The organism is Olleya sp. Hel_I_94, assembly GCF_007827365.1.
Classification (GTDB): domain Bacteria; phylum Bacteroidota; class Bacteroidia; order Flavobacteriales; family Flavobacteriaceae; genus Olleya.
On record NZ_VISI01000002.1, the window covers coordinates 2173156 to 2186936 of the forward strand.

Sequence of the window (13781 nt, forward strand, 5' to 3'; positions counted from 1 at the left end):
AATTAATGGATTAAGATAATAATTATTAATTTGATGGTTAAATTATTAAAACTTTAACAATAAATCATTTTTAACTATTTGTTTTTCGATTAAAAACAACGTATTAAAAAACATTCGCTTTTATGTGTGGTTTAACCCGCAATCATTTGAAAGAAATTAATTACTTTTACCCTATATGAGCGAGATTTTACTTAAAACAGAAGGTCTAACAATTGACGTAAAAAATGGATCTGACTACAAGACCATTATTAATAACATTTCATACCATATTAATACTAACGAAATTGTTGGTGTTGTAGGAGAATCTGGTTCTGGTAAATCCGTATCATCTTTAGCTATTTTAGGGTTGTTATCTAAGGCTATTTTTAAAATAACTTCAGGAAGTATAATTTTTGAAAATAAAGACTTAACAACTTTAAGTAATAAAAATCTGCAAACCATAAGAGGCGCCAAAATTGGAATGATTTTTCAGGAACCAATGAGCTCTTTAAATCCATCTATGACATGTGGTAAGCAAGTTGAAGAGATCTTACATCAACACACATCTTTAACTAAAAAACAAATTAAAGCAGAAACACTAGTATTACTCGAAAAAGTAAAACTTCCAAATCCTGAACGCGTTTATCAAGCTTATCCTCACGAAATTTCTGGTGGACAAAAACAACGCGTCATGATTGCTATGGCAATTGCATGTAAACCTCAACTTCTTATTGCTGATGAGCCAACCACTGCTTTAGATGTAACGGTTCAAAAAGAAATAATTAGTCTATTAAAAGAGCTACAAACCGAAACTAAAATGAGTATTATTTTTATTACTCACGATTTAAGTTTAATATCAGAAATTGCAGACCGAGTGCTTGTTATGTATAAAGGTCAAATTGTAGAGCAAAATACTGCTAACACAATTTTTAATAAGCCAAAAGACAATTATACTAAAGCGCTTATTAAATCTAGACCATCATTAGATGTTAGACTTAAAACACTACCAACAATAGCTGATGTATTAAAAAATGAAGTTTCGGAAGTAGTCGTGACTAGTACTATGCGTCAAATTCAGCACAAAAAAATATATGCTAAATTACCATTATTAGAAGTTAAAAATCTTGAAAAAGAATATGTTTCTAAATCAGGTTTTTTTGCTAAAGCAGAAACATTTAAAGCAGTTAATAATGTTAGTTTTAATTTGTATGAAGGTGAAACTTTAGGATTAGTAGGCGAATCCGGCTGTGGTAAATCTACCTTAGGAAACGCTATCCTACTATTAGATAAAGCCACTAAAGGTCAAATTTTATATAAAGGCAAAGACATTACCAATTTAACTAAAGCTGAAACAATAGCTATTAGAAAAGATATTCAAATCATTTTTCAAGATCCTTACGCCTCACTAAACCCAAGGTTAACTATTGGTAATGCAATCATGGAACCTATGAAGGTGCATAATTTATACGCTAATGATACTGAAAGAAAAGCTAAAACTTTAGAGATATTAAATCGTGTTGGACTGGATGACACTGCCTATAATAGATATCCACATGAGTTTTCTGGAGGACAAAGACAACGTATAGGAATAGCGCGTACTATTGCATTACAGCCTAAATTAATTGTTTGTGACGAGTCTGTGTCTGCTTTGGACATATCTGTACAAGCACAAGTTTTAAATTTATTAAATGAACTAAAAGAAAAGTTTGGTTTTACCTACATTTTTATTTCTCACGATTTAGCTGTAGTAAAATACATGAGTGATCAACTTTTAGTAATGAATAAGGGTAAAATAGAAGAATTAGCTGATGCTGATATAATATACAACACACCTCAAAAAGCCTACACAAAAAAGCTAATTGCTGCCATCCCAAAGGGACTATAGCATAAATACTTTTTTTGTTAAATAGAAAACGCTGCTAATAAAATTAACAGCATTTTTAAATCCTTTTCTTAAATTCTTAAAAAACATAGTAGGTCAAGTTTTTGATAAATTTGAAACAAAAAAGTATTAAAAATAGATTAAATCATGGTAGACTTGGTTTATTTCTAATGGTTAGGTTTGGGATTGTAAACATACAACCTCTTTTGATAATAATCAGACAAAAAGCATAATTATTCGATAAAATACACTTAATTTTAACATTTAGTGTATTTATTAGACCTTTTTTACTTTGTTTTTTTAGCTGGCTTAGTAGTCAAAACACCTCTAGTAGGATAGTAACTTCTACCGTAATTAGAACGTCTATCCTCACCTAATCTAGCTGCCACTTGGTTAGTCATTTTAATTACAAAAACCTCCTCAGCATTTGGAAACGACAAATCGCGTCCATCTGCATCTATTTTTTGACCTTTAGACGTATGGTTTCTCTTTCTAGCCAGATAATCTTCTGTATCATATAACTCATTATAACAATGAATTAATTCATGAGATAATAAGGATACAGGAGAATTGTATCCTTTATTGCGTTTAAACCATCTTTTTTTATGATTTTTCCTAAAAATAACACCATGTGTATCGTAAAACATAATGGTGTTATATTTAGGGCTGTAAGCATTTTTTTGACCTGAAACAATTGTTATATTATTATCGACGTCTTGAATTAACACGTCAATGACATCAACATTATATGTTTGATTGTCCTCTTTAAAAGTTATGGTAAGCGCACTACTTTTTACTAAAAAATCCAAAGCAATGGTCACATTTTTTAAAAACCGATCTTCAATTATATCATGATTTCTATCTAATACATAATGATAGTCTACAAACTGATTACTTAAGGTCTTAATACGCATTATAATATATCCATTTCTGGGATATCTCCTTCAATAATCAAATGACCTTCAGTAGCTTTTTGAATTTGATCTACAGTAACTCCTGGTGCACGTTCTAATAGTTTAAAACCGCTATCTGTAACTTCAATAACAGCTAAGTTGGTAACAATTTTTTTAACACAACCAACACCTGTTAAAGGAAGACTGCACTTTTTAAGTAGCTTAGATTCGCCTGCTCTGTTGGTATGCATCATTGCCACAATAATATTTTCTGCACTAGCTACAAGATCCATAGCTCCTCCCATACCTTTAACCATTTTACCAGGTATTTTCCAATTGGCAATATCACCATCTTCCGACACTTCCATAGCTCCTAAAATAGTTAAATCAACATGTTGTCCTCTAATCATAGAGAAGCTCATCGCTGAATCAAAAAAGCTAGCTCCTGGTAAAGTTGTAATGGTTTGTTTTCCTGCATTAATAATGTCTGCATCTTCTTCTCCATCAAAAGGAAAAGGTCCCATACCTAAAACTCCATTTTCTGATTGAAATTCAACTTCTATATCCTCACGCACATAATTGGCAACTAAGGTTGGAATACCAATTCCTAAATTAACATAGTAGCCATCTTGCACTTCTTTAGCTATTCGCTTTGCTATTCCTGTTTTATCTAACATAATGTATGTCTTTAACTTCTTTGTCTAACTGTTCTTTGCTCAATTCTTTTCTCATATTTTTCACCCTGAAAAATACGTTGTACAAATATACCTGGAATGTGTATTTGATTAGGGTCTAACTCACCAACCGGAACCAACTCTTCAACCTCAGCAACGGTAATTTTAGCTGCTCCAGCCATGCACGGATTAAAGTTTCTAGCTGTACCTTTAAAGATTAAATTTCCGGCTGCGTCACCTTTCCATGCTTTTACAAAAGCAAAGTCTGCTTTAAAAGCGTGCTCTAGCACATACATTTTACCATCAAACTCTCTAGTTTCTTTTCCTATGGCTACTTCTGTACCAAAACCTGCTGGTGTAAAAATAGCTGGAAATCCTGCTTGAGCAGCACGACAACGTTCGGCTAAAGTCCCTTGTGGAATAAGCTCTACATCTAATTCGCCAGACAACATTTGTCTTTCAAACTCATCATTTTCTCCTACGTAAGAGGATACCATTTTTTTTATTTGCTTTTTTTGAAGTAGCAAACCTAAACCAAAGTCGTCAACACCTGCATTATTTGAAATACAAGTCACACCTTTTACATTACGTTTTACCAACTCTGCTATCGCATTTTCCGGAATACCGCTAAGACCAAAACCACCTAACATAAAGGTCATATTATCTTGTACGCCTTCTAACGCATCTGAAACTGAATTAACTGTTTTTAGAATCATTATTTTCTAATTTTTTGTGGTTTAAATTTAATAAATAAAAAAGCCATTCTGAAGAGAATGGCTTTTAATTTTAAAGATATATTATAAGTTACATTTCTAACTCATCTGGGACTTCGTCATCTAATAAATCTAATCCTTGTGAATCTCCTCCATCTGGAACATATCCTTCACAATCTACTGCGATAGATAATTCTGAAGGACGTGTAAAACTACCTTGAGAGACGTCTAGAGTTTCATCTTCGTAACAACTTTTCATGTACATTCCCCAAATTGGTAACGCCATAGCTGCTCCTTGTCCATAAGTAATACTTTTAAAATGCACAGCTCTATCTTCTGCACCAACCCATACACCAGTAACCAAATTAGGTACCATTCCCATAAACCAACCATCTGACTGGTTTTGCGTAGTACCTGTTTTACCTGCTATTGGGTTTTTAAACTCATAAGGGTAACCTGTAATAATTTCTGGATACACACCAGTTTTAGGCATCCATGTTCTACGTAGTCTTGATCCTGATCCCGATTGTGTTACACCTTCCATTAACTTAACGGTTACATAGGCTGTTTCTTCACTTAAAACATCTTTAGTTTCGGGTACAAATTGATATAAAACTGTATCATTTTTATCAACTATTGTCGTTACCATAACCGGTTTTGTGTAAACTCCTTGGTTAGCAAAAGCGGAATATGCACCTACCATTTCATACACACTAATGTCAGGTGTACCTAATGCAATAGAAGGTACTAATGGTATGTCTGATGTTATTCCTAAATTTTTAGCTAATTCGGCAACTGGTTGTGGACCAACTTTATCCATTAACCTTGCTGTAATTGTATTTACAGATTTTGCTAAAGCCTCCTTTAATGTTAGGTCTCCACTATAATTATTATCATCATTTTTAGGAGCCCAAGGTTCTGGATTACCATATTTATTAGCCTCAATAGTTAAAGGCGCTAATGGTAATTTATCACATGGTGACATATGTAATTGATTTACTGCTGTTGCATAAACAAAAGGCTTAAATGTAGACCCTACTTGACGTTTACCCTGTTTTACGTGATCGTATTGAAAATGTCTATAATTCATACCACCAACCCATGCTTTAACATGACCAGTTTGTGGATCCATACTCATCATTCCTGGGTGCAGGAAAGACTTGTAATAACGCATAGAGTCAATAGGCTTCATTATGGTATCAAATTCTCCTGGACTACCATCTTTTTCCCATTTAAAAAGGGTCATTTGAGCTGGCTTATAAAAAGACGCTCTAATTTCTTTATCATTCTTACCAGCATTTTTTAAGATTCTCCAACGCTCACCACGTTTCATTGCTGTATTTAATAACTTATCAACTTCATCTGAAGATAAATCTAAAAAAGGAGCAGTTTTATTTCGCTCTGGTGTATTTTGATTAAAAAACTCTGCCTGAAGTCTTGGCATATGTCTAGCAACAGCTAACTCAGCATATTTTTGCATGCGTGAGTCTATGGTTGTATAGATTTTTAAACCATCATTATACAAACTATACTTAGAGCCATCTGCTTTTCTGTTTTTTGGATCTGCGATCCATTCTTTCATAAATTCTGTTAGATAACCTCTAAAATAAGTTGCAGATCCTGAACTATGACTATCAGGTGTATAATTTATACCTAAATCTGTTTTTTGAAGCGAATCTTTTTCAACATCTGTGATATAACCATATTTAGCCATTTGATCAAACACCGTATTTCTACGTTGTTTGGTCCTAATTGCACGTTGTCCCTTATCTTTAAGTGGATTAAAAAGTGATGGATTTTTAAGCATCCCAACAATCATTGCAGACTCTTTAAGTGTTAACTCTTTAGGCTCTTTACCTCCAAAATAAATCCTTGAAGCTGAACGAATCCCATCTGCATTATTGTCAAAATCTACAATATTAAGGTATTGCGCTACAATTTCTTCTTTGGTATATTGACGCTCTAATCTTATAGCTATAATCCATTCTTTAAATTTTTGAAGGACTCTTTTTACTTTATTGCTAGAGGCTCTTTTTGTAAATAGTTGCTTAGCCAATTGTTGCGTAATTGTACTTGCTCCTCCACTTCCAGGCTTTAAAACTGCACGTAAAGTACCACGTCCATCAATACCAGAATGCTCCATGTACCTTACATCTTCTGTTGCAATTAATGCTTGTACTAAATGCTCTGGTAACTCGTCAAAACTAACTGGTGTTCTATTATCACGAAAATAAAAATTACCTAATGTTTTTCCGTCAGATGAAATAATTTCTGTAGCTAAGTTTGTTTTTGGATTTTCTAATTGTGTGTGATCTGGCATTTCGCCTAACACTCCCCAAGATGCTAGTAGAAACAATAACACTACTGATAATAAACCTCCTAAAAACAGCATCCAAAACCATCTAATATACTTATCAAAGTTTGTTGCTTCTGCTTTTTTTGTTTTTGCCATATCTATCTGACTTGATTATTCTGTTTTTTCTATTCTAAATCCTACGTCTGTAATACCTTCTAGGTTAACGATACCATTAACTTGACCACTACCTCTCATAGCTTGTTGCACATTAACGTTATACGTACCACTTTCATTAAAAATAACACCTTTTTTGTACCACAATTTATTTTCTTTTACGGATGATAACCCTTCACCTAACCACTCACCATTTTTTTTAGTCATATCGTACTCTAAAGTATCTGTTAAAGTTTTTCCGTGAGGAAAATTCATTTCGACGATTAAATACAAATTACTAAATTTATAATCATTTGTATTTCTAACGTTAACAAATAAATTATAAGGATTGATAGAGTCTGGCGCGTTTATTTTAAAATTAACTACATCTTTTTTGTTCCAAGATGTTGAAACACTTTGATACTGATCAAACACCGCTTTATCATCGCATGACGATAGCAATACTAGCAATAAGACAACTAGAATTTTACTTATTTTCATTAGTTGAATTGTTATTGTTTTCAGGTCTTTTTTTGTTTGGCTTACGTTTTGGCCTAGGTTTAGGTTTTGGCTTAGCACTATTTGCCTGACTTTTATTTGGTTGGTTTTTATTTGGTTGCGCTTTGCTATTAGCCTGATTTTTATTATTTGTATTAACCCTTTTGTTAGGTTTAGCTTTTTTGTTATCAGTAGTTTTAACCTCAGCTTTGTTATGAACAGGCTTTTTGTTTCTACTTCTATTGTTTTTACGTTTTTTATTGCTTTTTGGACTATCAAAACGTGTTAAACTATCTTGACCTACAACGTTTTCAAACTCTGTTTTAGTATCTACAAGCAGTTCTACAGCGTATTCTTCAAGGCTTGCTACCTTTTCTCTTTTTTTATTTATTGCAATAATTTCTCTAGCTTGATCTGTAGTAATTAAGTGCCAATTCATCCATTCTCCTTCATAGGCATACCACATATGTCCTTTAAAAATATCTGTTTTTTGACACACAGCAGTTCCTTTTTCTGTGTATAATTTAGTGTCTGGTTTTGGAAATGCTTTTAAGGCGTCTAAGTACGAATCCAACTCGTAATTTAAACAACACTTAAGCTTACCGCATTGACCTGCTAATTTTTGAGGGTTTAGTGATAATTGTTGGTAACGTGCAGCACTTGTGCTTACAGACCTAAAATCTGTTAACCAAGTAGAACAACATAACTCACGACCACAAGATCCAATACCACCAAGTCTAGAGGCCTCCTGACGGAAACCGACTTGTTTCATTTCGATACGTATTCTAAACTCTCTGGCATATATTTTAATAAGCTCTCTAAAATCTACGCGCTCTTCAGCTGTGTAATAAAATGTAGCTTTACTACTATCACCTTGAAACTCGATATCAGAGATTTTCATGGATAGTTTTAAATCGATAGCAAATTGACGTGCTTTAACCTTCATAGGTTCTTCTTTATCACGTGCTTCGCTCCAGATATCTATATCTTTTTGAGAGGCTTTACGGTATATTTTAAGAATATCGTTTTTAGTATCTATTTTTTTACGTTTGATTTGTACGCGAACTAATTCTCCCGTAAGGGTAACCATACCAATATCATGACCAGATTGTGCTTGAGTAGCAACAATGTCTCCAATACTTAGTGTTAAATTTTCTGAATTATGATAATAATGTTTACGTCCGTTTTTAAATCTAACTTCAACCCAATCAAACGGTTTCTCGCCATTTGGGACAGACATATTTGCTAACCAATCAAACACGGTTAATTTATTGCAACTATCTGTACCACATGTTCCGTTATTTTTGCAACCTTTTGGTTGTCCGTCTTTTCCTGTAGCGCAACTTTGACAAGCCATACTATTTATATGTATATATTGAATCTTAAGGTGTTAACCCAAAGATGAAGATTAATAATTAGTTGTTTCCGCGAAAGCGCATACCAACTCCTGTTAATGTGTAAAGATAAGATTATTTAGGTGACTTTAAAATATAAAAAAAGCGCAGTAAAATTTACCACGCTTTTTGCAATATTAAAATAGTGTTTTTTACTTTTTAAAAGTTTCAAATATATTACGTAAATCTTTTTTATATGGTAAATGATCTGCACGACCTTTTTTAAAGATATCGTTACTATTACCCTGTCCTTTTCTTAGTGCTTTTTGCTCTTCAAATGGTAACGCATGTATTTCTTTACAAGCTGTAGAACAGCAATTATCCATTTCGGTCTTACAATCTTCGCATTGTATAAAAAGTAGGTGACAGGCATCATTAGCACAATTTACATGTGTATCACATGAGGTACCACATTGATGGCATTTTGCGATAACGTCATCACTAATTTTTTCTGAGCGACGCTCGTCAAATACAAAGTTTTTTCCTATAAATTTATTATCTATACCTTCTTCATTAACCTGTCTGGTGTATTCAATAATACCACCTTCTAGCTGATAGACATTTTTAAATCCTTTATGTTTGTAGTAAGCACTTGCTTTTTCGCAACGGATGCCTCCTGTACAATACATTAGTAGGTTTTTTTCTTCTTTATGCTCGCGTAAATCCGCTTCGATTATATCCAAAGATTCTCTAAAAGTATCTACATCTGGAGTTACTGCACCATCAAAATGCCCAATTTCACTTTCATAATGGTTACGCATATCTACACATACTGTGTTTGGATTTGCTAACATGTCGTTAAACTCTTTAGCGGATAAGTGTACACCTTTATTGGTAACATCAAAAGTAGCGTCGTTTAATCCGTCTGCCACTATCTTATCTCTTACTTTAACTTTTAGCTTTAAAAAAGACATATTGTCCTGTTCTACAGCTATATTTAATCTAACATCTTTTAAAAAATCGATGCTATCTAAATGGTTTTTGAAGGTATCAAATTGATCTGCTGGTAATGATAGTTGTGCATTAATCCCTTCGGTAGCGACATAAATACGACCTAGGACGTCTAAACTATCCCATTTAATAAATAATTGGTCTCTTAATTGTTGTGGATTGCTAATTTGAGCATACTGATAAAAAGATAACGTTAGACGGTCTTTTCCAGCTTTTTCTATAAGTTCTGCTCTTTCAATAGCGCTTAATTTGTTGTACAGTTGCATGCTATACTTAGTTTTAAGTGTTAATAAAAAGTTTTTGCAAAGGTATTATTTAAAATGAATTAGCCAATTTACATCCAAAAAAAAGTCCCTTGCGCTTTGCAAAGGACTTTTAATAGACTAACTCGTTAATAATTTTTTAATATTAATTAAAAAATGTTACGAGTTAACCTCCATCGGCTTTACAGTTACTATTAAGTAAAACAGCAACTGAAACGCCTAATGTTTTTGTAAATACTAGTCTTTTTAAATATCTCATGCCTCTAATTATTAAAGGATTAACATTTTAAAAGCGGATTAAATTTTCTTTTTCATAGCATATTTTTTCCACTTCAATAAGTAGATGCAAAAACTTTAAAAAGGTTGCGTCATAAAATTAAAATTCGTTAAAAAAAGTAGTATTTTAGCATAGAATTTTTAATAAACTATTGACGATGAGTAAAGAAAACGAAGCAAAACTAAAAGCACTACAACTAACTTTAGACAAGTTAGATAAGGCTTACGGTAAAGGAACAGTAATGAAAATGAGTGATGCTGCAGTAGTGGATGTGGAAGCTATCCCTACAGGATCTTTAGGTTTAGATATTGCTTTAGGCGTTGGTGGCTACCCTAGAGGAAGAGTCATTGAAATATATGGACCAGAATCTTCTGGTAAAACTACTTTAACATTACACGCTATAGCAGAAGCGCAAAAAGCTGGTGGTATTGCTGCTTTTATTGATGCAGAACATGCTTTTGATAGATTTTATGCACAAAAATTAGGCGTAGATATTGACAACTTAATTATATCTCAGCCTGATAATGGTGAGCAAGCTTTAGAGATTGCTGACAATTTAATTAGATCTGGAGCAATTGATATAGTAGTAATTGACTCGGTTGCAGCTTTAACACCTAAAAGCGAAATTGAAGGTGAAATGGGAGACTCTAAAATGGGACTTCATGCAAGATTAATGTCTCAAGCACTAAGAAAATTAACTGCATCTATTAGTAAAACTAATTGTACTGTTATTTTTATTAACCAATTACGTGAAAAAATTGGTGTTATGTTTGGTAACCCAGAAACAACAACTGGTGGTAATGCTTTAAAGTTTTACGCTTCTGTTAGGTTGGATATTAGACGATCTACACAAATAAAAGATAGCAATGGAGAAGTACTTGGTAATAAAACCAGAGTTAAAGTGGTTAAAAACAAAGTAGCTCCACCTTTTAGAATGGCTGAATTTGACATCATGTATGGTGAAGGCGTAAGTAAAGTTGGAGAAATATTAGATGTAGCAGTTGAAAAAGAAATTGTCAAGAAAAGCGGTTCGTGGTTTAGCTATGAAGACACTAAACTTGGTCAAGGTCGAGATGCTGTTAAACTAATAATTAAAGATAATCCAGAATTATTTGAAGAGTTAGAACAGAAAATTAAACAAGCTATTAAAGACAGTCTTTAAAACAAAAAATCCCGATTTATCGGGATTTTTTTATTTTAAGACGCAACCTTTTAACTTATTAAGCATCTACACTTTAAACAACGTTAGTTTACACAAAACAATGAAGCCATTTTTTATTTGTTTAATAGCTCTTTTTGCTTTTTCTTGTAGTATTGAAGAAGAAGATAATACAAATAGCTACATAGCAGTTTTGCCTATTGCAAGCGTCTCTATGCCTCAATATTTTGAATATGGCGAAACTTATCAAATAGAAATAACTTACTTAGCTCCTACCACATGTCATTATTTTAATGATATTTATTATGACCTAGAAGGAAACACAAGTCATGTTGCTATTTTAAATACAGTAGTAGATAACGGAAATTGCGAAACAACAAATCTAGAAGCCCAAACGTCTTTTAACTTTGAAGCAAATACTACTGGATTACATATCTTTAAATTCTGGCAAGGCGAAGATGAAGATGGACAAGATATGTACCTATTAATGGAAGTTACTGTTGAGTAAATAATTATTAACTAACACCTTGTTTAAATTTGAGTTTAGAACAACTCATACATAAATGTAAGTCTAATGATACTAAAGCGCAAAGCGAATTATACCAGCTTTTTTCAAGCAAATTATTCTCTGTTAGCTTAAAGTATTCAAGCTCTTATGTGCAAGCTGAAGATAATTTACAAGATGCATTTATAACCATTTTTGCAAAAATAAAACAGTATAAAAACAAAGGTAGTTTTGAAGGTTGGTTAAAAAGAATAACCATTAATACCATAATGCAACGCTACAGAAGTCAAAAAGTTTTTGAAATAATTAATGAAGAAGCTATAGTTGACGAAAGCATTGACATAGATGACGAGGATGTTGGGATAGATTTTTTGTTGCAATGCATACAAGAGTTACCAGATAGGTATCGCTTGGTTTTTAATTTATATGTTTTAGACGGTTATTCGCATAAAGAAATTGCAGAAATGCTTGCAATAACAACAGGAACAACAAAATCAAATTTAGCTAGAGCTAGACAATTATTAAAAGAAAAAATAGTAGCCTATAAAACGGGACAAAAATCCCAATTGTTATAATGAGTAGTAAAAAGAATATAGATCGCCTATTTCAGGAAAAATTCAAGGATTTTGAAGCTAAACCCGACCCAAAGGTTTGGCAGAATATACATTCAAAATTAAAAGAAGAAGAGGAAGATAACAAGCCTATTGCTATCCTTCCGTTGTGGTTAAAATTAAGTGGTATTGCAGCCACATTTGTCTTACTGTTAGTTTTAGGAAACACCATTTTTAGTAGTCCTTCTGCTGTAAATACACCAACAACAGTAGATAATCCAAGTCCAAATAACAACACCATAAAAAACAGCCCAACTTTAAATGAAAAGCAAAAGCTGCAACAAAATAATTCCAATATTAATGAAGCAACTACTGATGCATCAGAAACTATAAACAAAGAGAACAACACCATAGTTACTAATAACCAAGACCCTAAAAACACGATAACTAAAGGTAATAGCAAAAAAGACAACAAAGCTAATTTAATCCAACAGCAATCAGCTTCAAATTATACCAAGTCTTCTATTGCTACTAACACTATTCAGAACAACAATAAGGTATCAAAAGGTAATTATACTCTTCAAAAAAATAAATTCTCAGTTTCTTCAAACAAAACAACAACAGATAATCAAACTAAACAATTACAAGAATCTGTAGTTAAAAACCAGGTGAATCCTAAAAAACAACCTACTAATATTACAAACAAAGACAATATAACTAAAGCTATAACACAAGAAAACATAGCAAAAAGCACTATTGTAAAGGATACTATACAACAGCAAAAACCATCTATTGAAGATGCAATTGCAAATAATAAAGCTATTAAAGACCTTATTGAAAAAGAAGAAGAGGCTAATAACAGGTGGAATGTTTATGCTAACATTGCGCCTGTTTATTACAATGCATTTGGAGAAGGATCACATATAGATGAACAGTTTAATAAAAACAATAAATCAGGAGAGGTTAATACAAGTTATGGCGTTAAAGTAGGTTATACTTTAAATGATAAATTAACTATTAGATCTGGTATTAATAAGTTAAATTTAAGCTACGACACAGACGACGTTATTGTATATCAAAACGTTAGTACTAATCCTAGTCCTAAAGAAATTAGAAACATAGATTTTAATCCAGAAAACAACCAATCAATCAATATTATAAGTAGTAATAGCTTGCTATTGGGTAATAACAACTCCAGTTTAATCAAAAATGTTGGGCTTAGTCAGAGAATATCTTATTACGAAGTCCCTGTAGAAATTGAATATGCTGTAGTTAATAATCAATTTAGCTTGAACCTAATTGGAGGTCTAAGTACTTTTGTTTTAGATGATAATAAACTAGTTTCAGAATTTGATGGTTTTAAAATGGAGATTGGTAGTGCTAATAATATTAACAACTTAAGTTTTAGTGCCAATTTTGGTGTGGGTTTAAATTATAAATTTTCAGAATCTATCATTTTTAATTTTGAACCAACCTTTAAATATCAATTAAATGCATTTTCCAACACCTCTGGAAACTTCAATCCTTATATTATAGGAGTTTACACAGGGTTTAGTTATAGATTTTAAGTATTGATTTAGTTTTTAAGTGTCC

The 13781-nt window shown here is 32.3% G+C and carries 12 protein-coding genes; 5 read left to right on the top strand and 7 right to left on the bottom strand.

Annotation, left to right across the window (positions count from 1 at the left end; all coding sequences use genetic code 11):
- The first annotated feature begins 175 nt into the window (after positions 1 to 175).
- Positions 176 to 1864, top strand: a complete 1689-nt coding sequence (locus tag JM82_RS12985) for an ABC transporter ATP-binding protein (RefSeq protein WP_145004726.1) — start codon at positions 176 to 178, stop codon at positions 1862 to 1864.
- Between the two features lie 284 nt (positions 1865 to 2148).
- Here the strand turns inward: JM82_RS12985 and JM82_RS12990 are convergent, their stop codons facing one another.
- From JM82_RS12990 to JM82_RS13020, 7 genes are all read right to left on the bottom strand, one after another.
- Positions 2149 to 2775: a hypothetical protein gene (locus tag JM82_RS12990; RefSeq protein ID WP_145004729.1), complete on the bottom strand. Its 627-nt coding sequence runs from the start codon at positions 2773 to 2775 to the stop codon at positions 2149 to 2151.
- The gene (locus tag JM82_RS12995) at positions 2775 to 3431 is read right to left on the bottom strand and encodes a CoA transferase subunit B (protein ID WP_145004731.1); all 657 of its coding nucleotides are present in this window, start codon (positions 3429 to 3431) and stop codon (positions 2775 to 2777) included. Before JM82_RS12995 ends, JM82_RS12990 begins: the two co-directional genes overlap by 1 nt.
- An 11-nt stretch (positions 3432 to 3442) precedes the next feature.
- Positions 3443 to 4144: a CoA transferase subunit A gene (locus JM82_RS13000; RefSeq protein ID WP_145004736.1), complete on the bottom strand. Its 702-nt coding sequence runs from the start codon at positions 4142 to 4144 to the stop codon at positions 3443 to 3445.
- Positions 4145 to 4232: 88 nt separating this feature from the next.
- Positions 4233 to 6593, bottom strand: a complete 2361-nt coding sequence (locus JM82_RS13005) for a penicillin-binding protein 1A (protein WP_145004739.1) — start codon at positions 6591 to 6593, stop codon at positions 4233 to 4235.
- A 15-nt stretch (positions 6594 to 6608) separates the two neighbouring features.
- Positions 6609 to 7091, bottom strand: a complete 483-nt coding sequence (locus JM82_RS13010; RefSeq protein ID WP_145004742.1) for a gliding motility lipoprotein GldH — start codon at positions 7089 to 7091, stop codon at positions 6609 to 6611.
- Positions 7078 to 8445 (bottom strand): stage 0 sporulation family protein, encoded by a 1368-nt coding sequence (locus JM82_RS13015; RefSeq protein ID WP_145004745.1) that lies wholly within the window; start codon positions 8443 to 8445, stop codon positions 7078 to 7080. The genes JM82_RS13010 and JM82_RS13015 overlap by 14 nt, the downstream gene beginning before the upstream one ends.
- A 189-nt stretch (positions 8446 to 8634) precedes the next feature.
- Positions 8635 to 9699: a rhodanese-related sulfurtransferase gene (locus tag JM82_RS13020; protein ID WP_145004748.1), complete on the bottom strand. Its 1065-nt coding sequence runs from the start codon at positions 9697 to 9699 to the stop codon at positions 8635 to 8637.
- A 431-nt stretch (positions 9700 to 10130) separates the two neighbouring features.
- Between JM82_RS13020 and recA the strand changes: the two genes are divergently transcribed.
- From recA to JM82_RS13040, 4 genes are all read left to right on the top strand, one after another.
- Complete coding sequence (gene recA, locus JM82_RS13025; protein ID WP_145004751.1) at positions 10131 to 11135, top strand: recombinase RecA; 1005 nt, start codon at positions 10131 to 10133, stop codon at positions 11133 to 11135.
- A gap of 100 nt (positions 11136 to 11235) precedes the next feature.
- The gene (locus JM82_RS13030; RefSeq protein WP_145004754.1) at positions 11236 to 11640 is read left to right on the top strand and encodes a hypothetical protein; all 405 of its coding nucleotides are present in this window, start codon (positions 11236 to 11238) and stop codon (positions 11638 to 11640) included.
- Positions 11641 to 11669: 29 nt separating this feature from the next.
- Entirely contained in the window at positions 11670 to 12212 is a 543-nt protein-coding gene (locus tag JM82_RS13035; RefSeq protein WP_145004756.1) for an RNA polymerase sigma factor, read from the top strand.
- Positions 12212 to 13756 carry a hypothetical protein gene (locus JM82_RS13040; RefSeq protein WP_145004759.1) on the top strand — a complete coding sequence of 515 codons (1545 nt, stop codon included), beginning with the start codon at positions 12212 to 12214 and terminating at the stop codon, positions 13754 to 13756. Before JM82_RS13035 ends, JM82_RS13040 begins: the two co-directional genes overlap by 1 nt.
- Positions 13757 to 13781: the final 25 nt, after the last annotated feature.